The organism is Arthrobacter sp. ov407 (assembly GCF_900102895.1).
GTDB lineage: Bacteria > Actinomycetota > Actinomycetes > Actinomycetales > Micrococcaceae > Arthrobacter.
In genome coordinates this window covers 108,000-124,947 of sequence record NZ_FNGD01000003.1, presented here as the reverse complement: position 1 = coordinate 124,947, position 16,948 = coordinate 108,000, and the positions used below count along the sequence as shown (strand labels likewise).

Here is a 16,948-nt window from a genome sequence, read left to right as displayed (position 1 = left end):
GGAGCCACGGCATGGTCAGAAGGCGGCAGTCAAAAGGCGCCCGGACACGTCGGTCCGGACTCTGTTGGACTCCGTAGCAGGCGTCAGGGCCCAGTAGCCGGCGCTAGGGCGCTGTCGGCGAGAACGGGAACAGGTCTTCCCCGCTGCCGTGCACCACCACGCAGGTAGCCTCGGGTACTTCCCGCCACGCCCCGCGGAGATCCCCCAGCGGTTCGGAGACGACCAGGCGCGCATTGTCCGCTAGGTCATGAAGCAACGGGTTCTCCGGGTACTGGGCGCGAAGGGTCGCGATGTCGGTGCTGTGGAACAGCGACCGGGACTGCCGCTCACTCGAGTAGCGGAACGCCCACGTGGTGTCGCCGTCGGTAGTGGCGACGGTCATCTGGAGCGGCTGCTCGATGCCGTGGCGCCGGCCGACGTCTTCAATCAGTCCAACCGCGGCAGCTACGGCCGCTCGCGGGTCCTGCTCCAGTCCGAAGGTCAGCGCGAGGAAAAAGAAGAGCTCTGAGTCCGTGGCTCCCTCGATCAGCGGAAAGAGCGTTGGGTCAACGGCCATGACCAAGTCGCGCTTGACGGTCGGAAAATCCCTGATGAGCCCGTTGTGCATCCACAGCCAGCGGCCGTGGCGGAATGGATGGCAGTTTGTCTGTTGGACTGCCGAGCCGGTCGAGGCACGGATGTGCGCGAAGACGCGGCCGGCCGATGCTTGGGCGGACAACTCCCGGAGGTTGCGGTCATTCCAGGCCGGCTCCGTGCTGTGGAACAGCCCGGGATACGGCGCGGATCCGTACCAGCCCACACCGAAGCCGTCCCCGTTGGTGGTTTCAACGCCCATTTTGGCGTGTTTGCTCTGCATCACGAGCGAGTTGGTGGGTTTGTACAACAGCTCCTCAATTAGCACCGGCGAACCCGAATACGCTAGCCAACGGCACATGGCGTCCTCCTCCATTTTGAACAGAAGTCCATCACGCGTACCGGGCGAGCACATCATCACCCGGGGGTGATTCGGCCAGCCATGGGCTTGGCCCCGGGCACCTCCCCAGGATCACCCCCGGCGGGTGAGGCGCCCGCGCGGCGCGAAGCCAACACTGGTGGTACCTGCCAGTGATTGGGCTGCCAGGCGCAAGCCTGTGAAAGAGCGCAAGCCCACGAATAGCGGAGAGAGGGGCCTCAAATGTCGAGACCACAACCAGTCCTCGCGCGAATGATCGCGCTCGGGGCAGCAATCGGGCTTCTCGCCGGCTGCAGCACCACAAGCCCGAGCACCAGCCCCGGCACCAGCCAGACGCAAAGCGTTTCACCGGTTTGCGCTGCCTCCGATGCGTTCTCCGCATCGTTGACGAATTTCAAGGACACGCTCAAGCCAGGTGCCACGGTGGAGCAGATCCAGGCGGCCCGGGATCAGGTCAAGAAAGCCTATGACGATCTCCTTAATGCAGCCAGTGACGCGGCCAAAGAACGGGTGGATGCCGTCAAGTCTGCCCAACAGAAGTTTACTTCCGCAGTCAACGCCGTTCCCGACACCGCGACACTGACCCAGGCCTTCAACTCCCTGCGGGACGAAGCCGCAAACGTGCAGGCCGCCGTCAGCGACCTCTCGAATGATGTCAAGTGCTAGGTCGGCCGCCCGGAACCTGGACATGTGAAATCATCCCGCCCAGAGCCCCGTCCACAAACAACGTTGGCCAAATGAAAGTAGGGAAGCCAAATGAGTTTCTTTGAGAACTTTTGGGATTTTATCTGGTGGCTGTTTATCTTCTATGCGTTCTTCGCCTTCCTTTGGGCGTTGTTCATGGTGATCGGCGACCTCTTTCGCGACCACGAACTCAGCGGCTGGTGGAAGGCCGTCTGGATCCTCTTCCTGGTCTTTGTACCCCTCCTGTCCGTGCTGGCGTACATGATTGCGCGCGGCAAGGGGATGGCGGAGCGGTCAATGGAGCGGGCCCGCCAAAGCCAGGCTGAAACAGATGCCTACATTCGCCAGGTGGCCACAGCGAGCCCGACTGAGGAGATCGCCAAGGCCAAGGCGCTCATGGACGCTGGAACCATCACTCCCGAGGAGTACAACCGGATCAAGAGCAAAGTAGTCGTCTGACTCAGATCGGGGATCCCTAATAGCCGGGGAGCAAGCCACAATGAACTCACTACTCAGCACCTCTCCCCGCCTCTAAGGTGGAACCAGGCTGAACCAAGGAGGGCTCAATGGAGCCGGTTTCATCGGAATCCGATCCACGTACGGCCCTCCCCCGCAGCGTAACCATCCTGCTCGCCCTAGCTGGCGCGACCGTCGTGACTTTCGGCCTTGGTGCGATACGGGGAATTGTCACCCCGGTGTTCTTTGCGTTCGTGCTCACGCTGTGTGTCCATCCCATCCGCCGCTGGATGCAGGCTCGAGGAATTTCCCGGGGACTTGCCACTGGGACTACAATCGCGGCCGTCTTCGGATTGCTGACCGCCTTTGCTGTAGTCCTCATTGCCTCGCTCGCCCAGTTCTCCGCGCTGCTGCCGCAATACGCCCCCCAAATGGCGCAGCTCGGCGCCACGATTGCCAGTGCGCTGGAATCTTTGGGCTTTGGCCCTGAGCAAGCCCAGGAAGTCCTGAACGGGATTACTCCGGGAGGTATCCTGGGGTTCCTCGGCGGCCTACTGGGGAGCATCGCGAGCCTGGTGGCCAGCCTCGTGATCATTTTGACAATGCTCATCCTCATGGCGATGGACGGCTCGCGCGTACCGGTGATCATGACCCATCTGAACTACCACCGGCCGGCACTGGTCACCGCGCTTGACGGCTACGGAACCGGCGTGCGCCGCTATATGGTCGCCACCACGGTCCTGGGGCTCGCCCAAGGCTTGTTCAACTGGCTGTTCCTGGTCATCCTGCAAGTCCCCGGGGCACTGCTCTGGGGATTGCTGTCCTTCATCTGCAGCTTCATCCCCAACATTGGCTACTTCATCGCGATCATCCCGCCGCTCTTCTTTGGATTCCTCACCGGTGGCTGGCCGACCGTCGTGGCCATCATCGTCATCTATGGCGGGATCAACAGCGTCATCCAGTCCATCATTCAACCGAAGTACGTGGGCAACGCCGTGTCGCTCAGCGAGACTCTGACCTTTATCTCCGTCCTCTTCTGGGCCGTGGTCCTGGGTCCTACCGGTGCCATCCTCGCCGTCCCCCTGACGCTCTTCGTTCGCGCCATCCTGCTCGATTCCGATCCTAGGATCGCATGGTGGCGGCCAATGACCGGCGACCAGAAGGATGTGGCACAGCTCCTCAAGCAAGAGGACGAGGCAATCCGCGCCCGCCGCGGACGGTCGCGACCAGGCCGTCCGGACACCGGCAGCGCACCGAAGGCATGACGTGCCGCCAGGGTGCTGCCCGAGGCAGGTGAGAGTCGGATGATGAGCACCATCACCAGCCTGGTGCTCTTCGCCCTCGCCGGGGCGATGAGCACCGTGCCTGTCAGTGTGACGATCATGATTCTGCTCTCCCCAAATCCACGCCGCGGCGCCCTTCCCTTCCTGATCGGCAGCCTTGCGGGTTCGGTTGTGGTCGTGGGCCTGGCGGCGGTCGGCCTGCAATTCTTGCCCGTCAGGCCGCGCCTGCGCAAGGACGAATTAGTGGCCCAGTTTGCTATTGTGATCGGTGCACTTCTGATTGCGTACTCCGTGTACCTCCTCCTGAGCAAAAGCCGCCGGGAGAACGCCATGCTTGGCAAAATGAAGTCACGGTTCCACTCCGCCCCGCCCTGGGAATTCGTCGTCCTGGGTCTGGGCTTGAACCTTCGTCCCAAGGCAATCCTGCTGGCCGTCACGGCAGGTGCCGTGATCAGTGTCCAGGAACTGCCGCCGCTGGAAGGGAGCCTGCTGGTCCTCGCCTACGCCGCCGTGGCCCAGTCCGCCGTCGTCGTTCCGGTCGCCATGTGGCTGCACTCTCCGGAGCGCGCCCAAGGAACCTTGACCACCCTCTACAACTGGCTGCAGCGCCACGGACGCAGGATAGCGGCGATCGTCACCCTGGTGATCGGGCTCTTCCTCGTCGGCTACAGCCTCCTGCAACTCTGACCGGAGATGCCGCGCAGATCGGGCCCAAGCCGCGGCCGCCGGGAGGCTCAGCCCAGGACTGTCCCCTCACCGGCGCCCGCGGGCTTGGGATCGGGAAGCCGCATCATGCGGAAGGAGATGAGGAGGCCAGCGGCACTGGCGAGTATCGGAATGAGCAGGCCAATCTGGAGGGAAATGGGCCGGGCTTCCGTGTTGATGCGGATGATTTCGGCCTGGATCGCCGGCGGCTGCCCGGCGAGGAGTTCAGCAAGCTGGGTGTTGCTCATTATCTGCGCGTCTTCTTCGAGGACCTGCGCGACCTGCTGCTGCTCGGCGGGCGGGAGAACTGTGCTGGATGTCGCCAGGCTGGTGAAGATGATCGAGAGGGATGCCAGCATGATGGCTCCGGCAAAGGCGAGCCCGAAAGAGAGTCCGAACGAGCCCGCGGCCGAGTTCACGCCGGCGGCCTCACTGACGCGTTCGTCCGAGATTGGAGACAACGTGTAGTTGTTCAGCTGCGATACCAACAGCCCGAGACCGCAGCCGGCAATAACCAGCGGGATCAGGAGCCACCAGCCGGAGTCCGCGCGGGGCACGACGGGGAGGACGGCGATCAGTCCCACCATCAGAAGGATGAAGCCCCACCGGATGATGCTGGCCGGGCGTCGTGCTCCCGCCCTCCGGCCGGCGAGCAGGGCGATGCCGAACATGCTGAGTGAGAGCGGCGAAATGGACAATCCTGCCTGCAGGGCGTTGTATTCGAGCACCATCTGAAGGTAGATCGGCAGCACGATCATGGTGCCGCCGAGGGCAATCTGCTGGAGCATTTGCTGCGTGGCGCCCAGCCGGAAGGCATGTAGTCGGAGAAGCCCCGGATCCAGGAGCGTCGGCTTGTTAAGACGCTCGCGCCGCACGAGCCAATAGAACAGGCTGACAAGGCCGGCGGCACCGATGATGATGAGGGCGCCAACAGCTTCGCCGCCCTCCTGCCAGACCAGGATGCCGAGGACGACGCCGCCCATGCCCACGACGGAGAGGACCGATCCGACGACGTCGAACTCCCGTGGCCCCGTGTACGGCACGTCCTTAACGAGCTTGATTCCGGACAGGATGACCGCGATGATGACGGCTTCCAGCAGGAACGCGACGCGCCAGGACAGGAACGTGGTGATAAAGCCGCCGAGCAGGGGTCCGACGGCGGCGGCGATCGCTGCGGATGCCCCGACGAGGGCATAGACCCGCTTCCGGGCTTCTCCGTCGAAGTTGCCGTGGATCAGGGACTGCATGGCCGGAAGGAGGAGCGAGGCGCCCAGACCGCCAATCAATGCCCAGAAAATGAGGATCGGCACAATGCTCTGGGCCAGCGTCATGGCTATGGCGCCGACGGCATAACCGCAGAGGCCCAGGATATAGGCGCGTTTGCGACCGATCAGGTCGCCCACTTTGCCGCCGATCAGGATGAATGCGGCGGACACCAGCGCTTCGATCGCGATTGTCGCCTGAAGATCGCTGACGGTGCTGTTGATGTCCTTGACCACGGCCGAGATGGAGACGTTCATGATCGACGTGTCGACAACCAGCACGAACATCGCCATCGCCAGCAGCAACGCGAGTTTCTGGTTGAACTGCGCCGGTTCGTTCCCGACGTCGTTAGTCCCGGCGCCGTTGGAAGAGTTCATGGTTGGCCATCCCCGCGGCTCGCCGCGTCCCGGGTCGTTTCACAGCAGGACATGCCGCCTCCTCTGGCGTAGGACCGGGCAGGCGCACGCGTAGAAGCTGGCGCTGCCGGACCGCATCCCGCCAGTGCCCACGCCGGTGGGATGCTGATGCCACGCTAGCTGGCCGCCGTCCAGTCCGAATCATGCCCGGCGGGTGAGGTTTCGGCCCGCACGGTCCGGATTGGCCAGAGAGGAATGCGGGCCACACGCCAAGATGGCCTAACCTAGGAGACTGCCCTGGCTCAATTGCGGGGGCATTCTTTTGACGTCCCACCAAAGAGCCCGGCTCCCGGAGGCAATGCAAAATGGTCGAACAGCTAACGGCCTTTGTGCTGACCTGCCTCGTCGTGGTCCTGGTGCCCGGCCCCGACTTTGCGCTCGTCATCAGGAATGCAGCCCGCGGCCCGAAAGCGGCGGCAACAGCCGTGGCCGGAATCATGGTGGGCAACTCGATTCTTGCCGCGCTGGCCGTGCTCGGTGTCACGGCGCTGTTGGGGGCATCGGAGGCTGTCGGGACCGGAATCCGGATCGCCGGGGCCGCGTACCTGCTTTACCTTGGGGCCCGGGCGCTCGCAGAGGCATTCGCCAGAACTCCCCTGAAAAACAGCCTGCCCGCGGCACCCGTCTCCGGACGCCAGCGCGGTGGGAGTTCGCCTTTCGTGCAAGGAATGGTGAGCAACCTGCTCAACCCGAAAGTCGCCGTCTTCTACTTGTCACTGTTCCCGCAATTCAATCTCGCCCCGTTGCCGCCCCTCGCTCAGCACGCCTTGATGGCCGGCATTTTTCTAGTGATCGCGTTGGCCTGGTACGTGCTGGTGCTCAGCGCGCTCAAGAACGTCACCGGCTTCCTCGCACGGCCCCGAACCAGCCGGATCGTCGTCGGGAGTTCGGGCGCGGTCCTGGCCGGGGTTGGCGGCACGATCCTGACGCAGACGCTGGTCTCCGCCTAGCCGCGGCCTATCGCCGCTACCTGTAGCCGCGCCGCACAGCTGCGCCGTCCCGCAGTGGACTCGGGTCACCCGAAACGGGTGATGGCCGGCACCGGTGACCCGGCGTTCAATATCGTTACCCGTAGTTCCCGTCAGTTCAGCTCCATCAGGAGACATCCCAATGAGCACCCAACAGCTGATCATCATCGGATCCGGTCCTGCCGGCTACTCCGCGGCAATCTACGCCGCCCGCGCCGGCCTCGAACCGCAGGTCATCGCCGGCTCCGTCACCGCAGGGGGCGCCCTCATGAACACGACCGAGGTGGAGAACTTCCCCGGCTTCCCGGGCGGCATCCAGGGCCCGGAATTGATGGACGGCCTCCAGCAGCAGGCGGAGAAATTCGGCGCCCAGGTGGTGTTCGACGACGTCACCGAAGTCCGGCTCACCGGCCATCTCAAGCGCGTGGTCACCGGAGCCGGCGAGACGCACGAGGCTCCCGCCGTCATCCTCGCCACCGGCTCCGCCTACAAGGAACTCGGCCTGCCCGAGGAGAAGAAGTTCAGCGGCCACGGGCTCTCCTGGTGCGCCACCTGCGACGGCTTCTTCTTCCGCGACCAGGACATCATCGTGGTCGGCGGCGGCGACTCGGCGATGGAGGAAGCCACGTTCCTGACGCGCTTCGGGAAGACCGTCACGGTGGTCGTTCGCAAGGGCGAGCTCCGGGCCTCCCGCATCATGGCCCAGCGCGCCAAGGACAACCCCAAGATCAGCTTCGCGTGGAACTCTGCCGTCACGGCCATCAACGGGGACTCCAAGGTCACCGGCGTCACCCTGACCGACACCCGCACCGGTGAAACTCGTGAACACGGCGCCACCGGCATCTTCGTCGCGATCGGCCACCTCCCGCGGACCGAACTGCTCGGCGGCCAGGTGGACCTGGACGCCGAGGGCTACATCAAGGTCGACTCCCCCACCACGGTCACGAACCTTTCCGGCGTCTTCGCCTGCGGCGACGCCGTGGACCACCGCTACCGGCAGGCCATCACCGCCGCCGGGACCGGTTGTGCCGCGGCCCTCGACGCCGAACGCTACCTTGCCGCGCTCGACGACGCCGACAGTATCGCCACCGCACTGGTCGAAGAACCCACCCACTCGTAGACCACCGGGCCGGCCCTCGGGACAGCTTCAGACCGGGGAAGCTTCACACTGGGCCGGCAGTACTCACGGTTCAGCCGCAATTCCGTCCGTTGCGGCTGGGGCCGACGGGGCTGCCGCACCGGTGGGTTGTGACAGCGGGCGCGCCTGGAGGTCTGCGTCGAACTGGTCGGCATCGACGGCGGCGAGGTTCCGGATCAGGACGATGAGCCAGGCGAAGACCAGCGAAGCGGCGATCAGCTCCACGGCGGTGAGGTTGTAGTAGCCGATGGGGAACCACAGCACAGCCGCGACGACGATGACTGCAAGGAAGACATATCCGAGTGCAGCGAAGGTCGCCGAGATGGAGGGAACCAGGGCACGGATGCGGACGATCAGGGACGCGAACACCACCACCATGCCGGAAGCGACCATGGTGTGGAGCCCGAAGCGCTCATCGACGGGGAATAGTCCCACGCCGGCGAGGAAGACTCCGATAAGAACGATGCCGCCCTCGAGTACCCTGACCCGATGCAGGGCCGAGGAGGTCTTCGCGGTCGCCGCGAGCGTCGCCGTCGCGTAGCCCGACAGGGTGGTGACCACGACGCCGGCGACGATCAGGGTGAAGTTGAACGCCACCCCGGAAACGTCGGAGCTCATGCCGAGGGCGCTGAGGTTTTCCTGCCACCACTGCGGGTTCTCGGCAGTGAGCATGCTTGTGAGTATCCCGGTGACCAAAAAGCCGGCGAGGAGCGCGGAGAGCCGGTAGGCGGTCATGCTGAGCGCGGAGAGATACGCGCTGTAGGCGCTGATGGCGCCCGCGGTCCCGACGAGGATGGCAGCCGCCACTGGATAGAGGACTGCACCGATGAACGCCCGCTGGAAGATCGAGAACAGCGCCAGCCAGCCGAGCAGGAAGATACACGCGTGGGCCAGCGCGAGGCCGGCGATGTCGATGGCATTGCGTACCCGGCTGACCCCGCGGGCCGGCAGCGACCCGGGCTGCCCGCGTTGTAAGCAACCGGCCACCACTGCCCCGGCCCCCAGAACCCCCGCGCCGAGAGCAGCCATGTCACCGGCCGATCCCCGTCCGGACAATGGGACAGGTTCCCGCCCGACCAGCAGGAACGCGACGACGCCGAGGACCAGGAAGCCCGCGCTGCCGACGACGAGCGCCCGCGACTCGGACCTGACGGCTGCGCGGTGGATTGGGTCCGACATCACTCACTTCGATTCGCTGGCTTTGCAACCGGTGCAGTTCCGCCGTCAGGGCCAGCCCCGGGGCGGCCTCCACCGGCGATAACCCAACGTTATGGCCGCTTGGGCTTGATGCCGTCACCCAGAGCGGATGAAACCCACGGCGCTGGGCCCGCCGGAGTGATCGCCGCACCTATGTTTGCGGGGGCATGGCCAGGGCGGATTACGGCCCCAAGTGCGGAATGATCAGCACGGGCCTGGCCTGCAGACGTGTGAGGGACACGCTGACCGAGCCCTCCAGCAGCCGTCCCATCCGGGCAATCCGCCCGGGCCGCTGCCCGCCGACGATCAGCGCAGCCGCATCCGTGCTTTCCGCCAGCCGCCCTAAAGCCTGGGCGACTTCCCCGTTCAGCACTCTGAAGGACCACGCGCCGCCCGGCGGCCCGAGAACGCCCTCAAGGCCGCTGAGCAGCTCCGAGGCTGGGAATTCGGCTTCCAAATTGCGAACAGGATCCAAGGATGTGCCGTCCAGGAAACCGTCCGGCTCCCACTCCGTGAGATAGCTCGCCGGATCCACAAACGCGCAGATCAAGTGCGCCCCCATGATCGCGGCCAGTCCTGCGGCGACTCGCACCAGCCGCTCTTCGAATTCCCACGGCACGCCGAGAATCAGCGGGCCGTCCGTCCACGCCCCGTCACCCGCCTGCGCGAAGTCAGCTGGCGATTCCACAGAACCCATCAGCTAAGGCTCGCACCCACTGGCCGCCTATGCCCGGGGCGTGCAGAGAATCCACGCCTTCATTATGCCCATTCCTGGCCCTTCGGCGAAGGCACTAGCTCGCGGTGGAGGCCTCCAGAGCCTGAAGCAGTGGCGTCGTCGGCCGTCCGATCAGCCCGGACAGCTCGCCCGTAACGGTAGCCAGCAGACCGGCTTTGGTGTCCAAGTCCAGGGCGGCGAGGAATCCTGCAGTGCCTTCGTCGAGCCCGGCAGTGGTCAGCACCTCAACCAGCTCGGGTGCCGAGACCGGACGGTAGACCACTTCCCTGCCCGCGATCTTGGTGATCGCCGTCGCCAGTTCCTTGAAGTCCCAGGCGTAGTCGCCGGAGAGCTCGTACGTGCGGCCGTCGTGCCCGGCGGAGCTGAGCACCGCCGCCGCGGCGGCCGCATAGTCTGCCCGCGTGGCGCTGGCCACCCGGCCGTCACCGGAAGCGGCCACGACGGCGCCTGTCTGCTTGGCCGTGGCCACGGTCTGGGCATAGTTTTCGGTGTACCAGCCATTGCGCAGCAACGCGAAGTCGAGTCCCGACGCGCGGATGAGCTCCTCTGTCGCCTTGTGCTCGGGAGCCAGGATCAACTCGGTGGTGTCCGCGGCCAGGACGGAAGTGTACGCGATGAACCCGACGCCTGCGGCCTGGGCCGCGTTGACCACATTGGCGTGCTGGGCCACGCGGGAGCCAACTTCGCTGCCGGAGACCAGCAGGAGTCTGTCGACGCCCGTGAGGGCTTCGGTGAGCGCCACCGCATCGGAGTAGTCCGCGACGCGCACCTGGACGCCACGGGCACGGAGCTCCCCGGCCTTCGCGGCGTCGCGCACCACGGCCACGAGCGAGCCCGGTTCCTGGCTGCTGAGCAGTTCCTCGAGGACCAGCCGGCCCAGCTGTCCTGTAGCACCCGTTACTGCAATCGTCATTTTTGCGCTCCTAGAATTCGAGGGTGTTGTTCATGTCATGTCTCTGGCGTGCGGGCGAACCGTTGTTCACAACCGGCCCGCGGTGCGGGTCATTCCTGTGTTACGTCGTGCGTCCGCTTCCACGTCATGTCAGGGTCCACGAGCGTTTGGACAGCCCGAACCAGAACCCGTCGATCGCCGTCTTGGCCTGGATGTCTCCCGAGGCGTAGGCAGCCCCGAGGGCAACATATAGCGGAGCCCAGTGCTCACTGCGGGGGTGCGCTTCGCGGGCGGCCGGCGCCTTGTTGAGGAAGTCCAGGATGGAGTCGACGTCGCCGCGGGCCATGGCTTCCTCGGCCCAGTGGTCGAATTCACTTGAGACAGCGGGCGGGGCGCTGTCCGGTCCGCCGGCGGGATTGAACCAGCGCAGGTTGTGCGTGGTGAACCCTGATCCGACGATCAGGGTGCCCCGCTCCCGCAGGGGCCCAAGCGAGACACCGAGATCGAACAATCCCTGCGGATCGAGGGTGGGCATGGACATCTGCACCACTGGCACGTCCGCTGCCGGGTACATCTCTTTCAGCGGAACGTAGGCTCCGTGGTCCAGGCCGCGGCTTTCGTCGCGCTCCACGTGGTGGCCGTGGGCGGCCACCAGCTTTTCCACTTCAGCAGCGAGCTCAGGCGCCTGCGGGGCGTCATAGGTCACCTCGTAGTACTTCTGGGCGAAGCCTCCGAAGTCGTACACCAGCCCCGGATCGCGCCCGGTGGCGCCGAGCGTCACCGGGGCATTCTCCCAGTGGGCGGAGACCATGAGGATGTCCTTGGGCTTGCCGAATGTGCCGGACCAGTCATTGAGTTCGCGGGTCCACGTGGTGTCGTCGGCCAGCGGCGGCGCTCCATGGCTGAGGAAGAGGACCGGAGTCCGGTCGGCAGTCTGAGTCATGGAAATATCGTAGCCCGATTTGATTGAAGCTTCAAGTTTCTGGAGGACCGAGCTGCGGACTTGACGAGGGCGCAGTCCAAACGAGGAGACTGCGCCAGCATGGCGACGCTGCCATCAGCAAGGCAGTGCCATCATGAAGACGTGACTATCGCGAAAACGATCATGCTCTTCGTCCTGGCCGCGGCCGCTGAAATCGGCGGGGCCTGGCTCGTATGGCAGTCCGTCCGTGAGGGGCGGGACTGGTGGTGGGCCGGGCTGGGGGTCGCGGCGCTGGGTATCTACGGCTTTGCCGCGACGCTCCAGCCGGACGCCCACTTCGGACGCATCCTCGCCGCTTACGGCGGCGTATTCGTGGCCGGCTCCGTGGCTTGGGGCATGATCTTCGACGGCTTTAGGCCCGACCGATGGGACGTCCTGGGTACGGTGATCTGCCTGTTCGGCGTCGCCGTCATCATGTTCGTCCCCCGCGACGCCGGCTGAAGGTGACAATGACCCGCTTCGTGATTGGTCCGGATGTGGCCCTCTATCTCGCCCGCGGCGGGGCGGCGATCGCCGACGAACACCAGCTGGTGGCGCCGACGCTCCTTCGCTCTCAGGTGCTCTCGCTCCTGTACCAGTCGGTCCGGCGCTGCGAGCTGACGCAGGCCGACGCCGACCGTCAGCTCGACTACCTGCGTGGCCTTCGCATCCGGCTCCTCGGCGACCGTGTCCTGCAGCGCGCCGCGTGGCGGCTCGCCGAGCAGCTTGGATGGGAAGACACCCTCGACGCGGAATACGTGGCCCTGACCCAGCTTCAGGCAGACGCATTTGTGACGCTCGATGCCGGACTGGCCATGGCAGTGCAGGAACTGGTGACGATCGCGGAACCCCAAGCTCTGCTCGCCCTGGAGTAGCCACCGTGAAGCACCCGGGGCTCCGCCTTACCGGCCGGCCGTGCGCTCAAGCACCTCGCCAAGGATCCGCGCGCCCTCCCGGAACGCCCCCGGGTTGGCTCCGGCGTAGTTGAGTCGAATGAACGGCCCCGCCGGCTCGGCCGGGAACCACTCGGTGCCGGCCGCGATGATGACGCCGGCAGCCTCGCAGTCGCGGACGAGCTGGTCGACGTCGGTCCCGTCTGGAAGGCGCGCCCAGAGGTTCAGTCCACCCCTGGGCACATGCTCAACGTGGGCCATCGGAGCAAGCTCCCGCAGGCTGCTGACCAGCAGGTCCCGTCGGGCCTGAAGCTGGTGGCGCAGTCCGCGCAGGTGGGTCTGCCACCCCGGTTGCGTCACGACGTCGAGGGCGGCCGCCTGGAGAACACCGCTGACATACATCGACTCGGCTCCCCGGGCGGCCAGGATGCGCTCACGCGCCGGGCCGCGGGCGATCACCGCAGCGATGCGTATGCCCGGCGACACGCTCTTGGTCAGCGAGCGAACGTAGACTACGTGGCCGGAATCGTCACGGGCGGCCACGGGCAAGGCGTCGGTGGTGATGCCGAAATCATGCGCCCAGTCGTCCTCAACGAGGAACGCCCCGTGGGCGCGCACCACCTCCAGCACCTGCTCGCCCAGGCGGGCCGGCCACTGAGCGCCGGTGGGGTTTGCGTAGTTCGGCTGCGCATAGAACACCCGCGCGCCGGTCTCGTCAAAGGCACGAGCCAGCGCGTCAGGGTCCGGGCCCTCGGGGCCGCTCGGCACCGGAACAACCCGGACGCCGGCCTGCGTCGCCGCCAGGATAGCGCCCCAGTACGTCGGGGATTCCACCAGCAGCGGCTGCCCGCTGCCAACCAGCGCCCGGAACACGGAACTGAGCCCGCTCTGGCTCCCGGGCAGCACAATCACGTCGCTCGGCGTTGGCGGCGCGACCCCGGCCGGGGTGGCATCCCGGAGTTCGTGCGCAAACCAGGACTGCAGGTCAGGCAGCCCCGCGACGGGCGGACACGATATTGCCGCCTCGCTGCGGGCCGCCCGGGTCAGGGCCGCTCGCACCAGACGCTCAGGCAGGAGTTCCCGGTCCGGATAGCCCGAGTGGAACGCAATAACATCGTTCGGCGCGCTGCGCATCGCCGCCGAGACGGGCCGGAGCGGCCCCTGCGGCGAGCCCAACGCCGCCGTTTGCCAGCCGTAGTCCGCCGGCCGGGCGGTCCGGACGGACCGCACAAAGGTTCCGACGCCCGGGCGGCTCTCGATCAGACCCTGCGCGGCAAGCGTGCGGAGCACCTTCTGCACAGTCACGGGACTGGCCTGGTACTCGGCAACCAGGGACCGCGTGGACGGCAGCCGGGCGCCGGGCGCGGCAGCTGAAATCCACTTCCGGAGCCGAGTCAGCATTTGCGAGGTGCTATCGTTATTCATGAGAGACAATAGTAGCGCTACTACGATTATTGACCAACCGATATCATCCCGGCCGGCAACCGGATTATCGTGGGGACTGCTCGGCGTCGCGGCCTTCTCCTTCACGGTTCCGTTCACCCGGGTGGCGGTCGCCGGGCTGTCTCCGTTGTTCATCGGGTCAGGCCGGGCCGTTGTCGCCGCCATCCTCGCCGCATGCGCCCTGGCTCTGACCCGGCAGCGTCCGCCCCGCGGCGCCCAGTGGGCGCGCGTCGCCGTCGTCGCCGGCGGAGTGGTGGTCGGCTTCCCGCTGCTGACGTCCTTCGCCCTCGCCTCCGTTCCCGCCAGCCACGGCGCCGTCGTCATCGCGCTACTCCCGGCTGCGACCGCGACGATGGCAGTCCTGCGCGGCCACGAACGCCCGTCCATCACTTTTTGGGCCATCACCGGCGTCGGAGCGGTGGCGGCCATCGGCTTCGCGTCCGCGCAGTCCGGCGGCATCGGTCAACTGCAACTGGCGGACCTGCTGCTCTTCGGCGCCGTCGTGTCAGCGGCGATCGGCTACGCCGAAGGTGGCAAGCTGGCCCGCGAACTCGGCGCCTGGCAGACCGTCTCCTGGGCACTTGTCCTCGCATCTCCCCTGATGGTGGGCATGGCGGCCTTCTCCATGGCCGGGCAGCCGCCATCCGCCACTCCTGTGCAATGGGCGGCCTTCGCGTACCTTGGGATCGTGAGCATGTTTTTCGGCTTCTTCGCCTGGTACCACGGCCTGGCCATCGGCCCTATGGCGCAGGTCAGCCAGATCCAGCTCGTCCAGCCTGTGCTGAGCATCTGCTGGGCCGGGCTCATACTGGGCGAGGAGCTGACCTGGACCACCATCATCGGCGGCGCCGCGGTGGTTTTCTGTGCCGGCCTGGCCGTCCGCTCCCGCTCCGGCCCGCCGAGGGCCAAGGAGATGGCAGAGGTGACGGCGCAACAGTCCCGCTGACCTCACCTCCGTTCCTCCGGCCCCCTGGCCGGGTCTCCGCACCCACGCCCACACTCCGCAGCCCGTGTCCGATCCGCGATCCGAATGGAAGATCCCCGTGTACATCCCCGCACATTTCGCTGCCGGCCCCGATTCCGTCCAGCAACTGTTGAGCCGCCCGGCCGCCGCCAACCTGATCACCGCAACGGCGAACGGCATCCTCGCCACGCTCATGCCTTTCGTCTTCGACCCGACGTCCGGTGAACACGGTGCCTTGTATGGGCACCTCGCCCGCAACAATCCGCAGTGGTCCGAACCTGCCGCCGGCGAATCGCTTGCCATCATCCAGGGCGCCGACGCCTACATTTCGCCGTCGTGGTACGCGTCCAAGGCAGAGCACGGACGCGTCGTTCCGACCTGGAACTATTCCACGGCCCACGTGTACGGCACCCTAGTCATCCACGACGACCCGGCCTGGCTCGCCAGCCATGTGCGACGGCTGAGTGATCACAATGAAGCCGGCTCCGAGCGGCCGTGGACGGTCGACGACGCCCCCGAGCGCTACATTGCCGGACAGCTGCGCGCGATCGTCGGCATCGAACTCCTCATCACCCGGATCGAGGCGAAGCACAAGCTGAGCCAGAACCGGCCCGACGCCGACATTGACGGTGTCGTGGCCGGGCTGCGGGCCCGCGGGCAAATGCAAAGCGCCGCCGACGTCGAGAACGCGCGAGCCCAGGCAGGATGCCCGCACTCCGAGGCTCCGGCCGGGCCCGCTTCCTAATCCGGGCGCCGGCTGGCCACCGCCGGAACACACTCTCAGTGCTCCTAGCCAGGCCGTTTTCGCAAGGTTTTCGCTACGAATTCGGGCCGGCGCCGCGGAAAAGGTCAGGCGCTACGGGGATACCCGTAGCGCCTGACCTTTGGCGTGTCACGTGTCCGTTTCCGTAGCGGAATCCTGTGCCATCTCGTGGCCGAGGTTCATCACCCGGCGCGCCAACTCCCCCGGGTCCGGTTCCCCCGCGTCCAGGTCCTCGGCGGCACGCAGGTCCTGCCGCCGCACGCCCGGCCTGCCCCGCAGGACAGTCGACCACAGCGCTTCCACAGTCGACACGGCTTCTGTGGCTCCCTTCGGTCCCGCGACCAGCCAGCCGCTGCGGGTCGCGGCCACTTTTGGGGCTCCCGGCCAGGAATGGCAGGCCTCGTTGATCGTTTGGGCGACGATCAGATGCTGCCGCAGCGTCCTGGTCGAGCCCAAGACGGGATCGCTCACCACACTTCGACCGCAGGCACCGCACATGTGATCGTCCCTCCTAGGGCATGACGTCGCCGGAATTGGGCCCGAGTGTCTGCCCGACATACAGGTTGCCGCCCGGATCGCTGGCGAGAAGCAATGCAGTCGGGGCCACCTCGGCCGCGAGCCCGAAGCGCAGCAGGGGCAGCCCAGCACGCTTCGCCGCCTTCCACTCCTCGGATATGCCGTCAACCAGGGGCGTTTCGATGGGACCCGGGGCGATGCTGTTGACCAGCACGTTGTCGGCGGCGGTTTCCAGGGCCAGGGCCTTGGTCAGCCCCACGACTCCGGCTTTGGCGGCACTGTAGTGGCTGAGCCCGGTGCCTCCCTTGATGGCCAGCTGGGAGGCGATGTTGATGATGCGGCCCCACTTCTGGTGCCGCATCTCCCCCACCACCTCCCGGCAGCAGAGGAAGACACCCGTCAGGTCCACGGCAATCGTCTCATTCCACATGGCAAGGGTCATGTCTTCCAGCGGCGATTCCGTCAGCAGGCCGGCGCTGTTCACGAGAATGTCGATGCTGCCGAGCTGGGACCGTGCGGCGGCGAAGGCCGCCTTCACGCTCGCTTCGTCTGAGACGTCGACGGCGATGCTTCCCGCCGCGCCCGACCGGTCCAGGACGGCGACTCTGTCGCCGTTGGCGGTGAAGGCTTCGGCGATGGCCTTGCCGATGCCGCTCGCTCCGCCCGTGACCACAACGGCGCGGCTCTCCGTGTTGCGGGAGGCGTCCGGGTTATTCAT

At 66.2% G+C, this 16,948-nt stretch carries 19 protein-coding genes; 10 read left to right on the top strand and 9 right to left on the bottom strand.

Annotated elements, in window-relative coordinates; translation table 11 throughout:
• Window positions 1-103 precede the first annotated feature (103 nt).
• Window positions 104-934, bottom strand: a complete 831-nt coding sequence (locus tag BLS42_RS05105) for a class II glutamine amidotransferase (protein WP_090577952.1) — start codon at window positions 932-934, stop codon at window positions 104-106.
• A gap of 270 nt (window positions 935-1,204) precedes the next feature.
• Here BLS42_RS05105 and BLS42_RS05100 point away from each other — a divergent pair, with 270 nt between their 5' ends.
• The 4 genes from BLS42_RS05100 to BLS42_RS05085 all read left to right on the top strand — a co-directional run bounded on the left by BLS42_RS05100 (window position 1,205) and on the right by BLS42_RS05085 (window position 4,062).
• Window positions 1,205-1,618, top strand: a complete 414-nt coding sequence (locus tag BLS42_RS05100; RefSeq protein ID WP_090577485.1) for a hypothetical protein — start codon at window positions 1,205-1,207, stop codon at window positions 1,616-1,618.
• Between the two features lie 90 nt (window positions 1,619-1,708).
• A complete protein-coding gene (locus tag BLS42_RS05095) occupies window positions 1,709-2,095 on the top strand; it encodes an SHOCT domain-containing protein (protein ID WP_090577482.1) in 387 nt (128 codons plus the stop codon).
• 107 nt (window positions 2,096-2,202) lie between these two features.
• Window positions 2,203-3,357: an AI-2E family transporter gene (locus tag BLS42_RS05090; RefSeq protein WP_090577479.1), complete on the top strand. Its 1,155-nt coding sequence runs from the start codon at window positions 2,203-2,205 to the stop codon at window positions 3,355-3,357.
• Between the two features lie 42 nt (window positions 3,358-3,399).
• The gene (locus tag BLS42_RS05085; protein WP_176803193.1) at window positions 3,400-4,062 is read left to right on the top strand and encodes a GAP family protein; all 663 of its coding nucleotides are present in this window, start codon (window positions 3,400-3,402) and stop codon (window positions 4,060-4,062) included.
• Between the two features lie 47 nt (window positions 4,063-4,109).
• On the opposite strand, the gene BLS42_RS05080 is transcribed toward BLS42_RS05085, so the two are convergent.
• Complete coding sequence (locus BLS42_RS05080) at window positions 4,110-5,720, bottom strand: MFS transporter (protein WP_090577473.1); 1,611 nt, start codon at window positions 5,718-5,720, stop codon at window positions 4,110-4,112.
• A gap of 344 nt (window positions 5,721-6,064) precedes the next feature.
• Between BLS42_RS05080 and BLS42_RS05075 the strand changes: the two genes are divergently transcribed.
• Both BLS42_RS05075 and trxB read left to right on the top strand, forming a co-directional pair.
• Window positions 6,065-6,709 carry a LysE family translocator gene (locus BLS42_RS05075; protein ID WP_090577469.1) on the top strand — a complete coding sequence of 215 codons (645 nt, stop codon included), beginning with the start codon at window positions 6,065-6,067 and terminating at the stop codon, window positions 6,707-6,709.
• A gap of 160 nt (window positions 6,710-6,869) precedes the next feature.
• Window positions 6,870-7,847 (top strand): thioredoxin-disulfide reductase, encoded by a 978-nt coding sequence (gene trxB / locus BLS42_RS05070; RefSeq protein ID WP_090577466.1) that lies wholly within the window; start codon window positions 6,870-6,872, stop codon window positions 7,845-7,847.
• A gap of 63 nt (window positions 7,848-7,910) precedes the next feature.
• On the opposite strand, the gene BLS42_RS05065 is transcribed toward trxB, so the two are convergent.
• From BLS42_RS05065 to BLS42_RS05050, 4 genes are all read right to left on the bottom strand, one after another.
• Window positions 7,911-9,044 carry a DUF998 domain-containing protein gene (locus BLS42_RS05065; protein ID WP_090577463.1) on the bottom strand — a complete coding sequence of 378 codons (1,134 nt, stop codon included), beginning with the start codon at window positions 9,042-9,044 and terminating at the stop codon, window positions 7,911-7,913.
• A gap of 199 nt (window positions 9,045-9,243) precedes the next feature.
• Window positions 9,244-9,759 carry a universal stress protein gene (locus BLS42_RS05060; protein ID WP_256336255.1) on the bottom strand — a complete coding sequence of 172 codons (516 nt, stop codon included), beginning with the start codon at window positions 9,757-9,759 and terminating at the stop codon, window positions 9,244-9,246.
• A 94-nt stretch (window positions 9,760-9,853) separates the two neighbouring features.
• On the bottom strand, window positions 9,854-10,711 hold the full coding sequence (locus tag BLS42_RS05055; RefSeq protein WP_090577460.1) for an SDR family oxidoreductase: 858 nt from the start codon (window positions 10,709-10,711) through the stop codon (window positions 9,854-9,856).
• Window positions 10,712-10,835: 124 nt separating this feature from the next.
• Complete coding sequence (locus BLS42_RS05050) at window positions 10,836-11,633, bottom strand: dioxygenase family protein (RefSeq protein WP_090577457.1); 798 nt, start codon at window positions 11,631-11,633, stop codon at window positions 10,836-10,838.
• A 141-nt stretch (window positions 11,634-11,774) separates the two neighbouring features.
• Between BLS42_RS05050 and BLS42_RS05045 the strand changes: the two genes are divergently transcribed.
• Entirely contained in the window at window positions 11,775-12,113 is a 339-nt protein-coding gene (locus BLS42_RS05045; RefSeq protein ID WP_090577454.1) for a YnfA family protein, read from the top strand.
• A gap of 8 nt (window positions 12,114-12,121) precedes the next feature.
• Window positions 12,122-12,526, top strand: coding sequence for a type II toxin-antitoxin system VapC family toxin (locus tag BLS42_RS05040; protein ID WP_090577451.1), 405 nt, complete (start codon window positions 12,122-12,124; stop codon window positions 12,524-12,526).
• Between the two features lie 27 nt (window positions 12,527-12,553).
• On the opposite strand, the gene BLS42_RS05035 is transcribed toward BLS42_RS05040, so the two are convergent.
• Window positions 12,554-13,969: an aminotransferase-like domain-containing protein gene (locus tag BLS42_RS05035; protein ID WP_090577448.1), complete on the bottom strand. Its 1,416-nt coding sequence runs from the start codon at window positions 13,967-13,969 to the stop codon at window positions 12,554-12,556.
• Between BLS42_RS05035 and BLS42_RS05030 the strand changes: the two genes are divergently transcribed.
• Complete coding sequence (locus tag BLS42_RS05030; protein ID WP_090577445.1) at window positions 13,968-14,933, top strand: DMT family transporter; 966 nt, start codon at window positions 13,968-13,970, stop codon at window positions 14,931-14,933. The genes BLS42_RS05035 and BLS42_RS05030 overlap by 2 nt on opposite strands.
• A gap of 97 nt (window positions 14,934-15,030) precedes the next feature.
• On the top strand, window positions 15,031-15,696 hold the full coding sequence (locus BLS42_RS05025) for an FMN-binding negative transcriptional regulator (RefSeq protein ID WP_090577442.1): 666 nt from the start codon (window positions 15,031-15,033) through the stop codon (window positions 15,694-15,696).
• 147 nt (window positions 15,697-15,843) lie between these two features.
• On the opposite strand, the gene BLS42_RS05020 is transcribed toward BLS42_RS05025, so the two are convergent.
• A complete protein-coding gene (locus tag BLS42_RS05020) occupies window positions 15,844-16,185 on the bottom strand; it encodes a hypothetical protein (protein ID WP_218122072.1) in 342 nt (113 codons plus the stop codon).
• 40 nt (window positions 16,186-16,225) lie between these two features.
• Window positions 16,226-16,948, bottom strand: coding sequence for an SDR family NAD(P)-dependent oxidoreductase (locus BLS42_RS05015; RefSeq protein WP_090577435.1), 723 nt, complete (start codon window positions 16,946-16,948; stop codon window positions 16,226-16,228).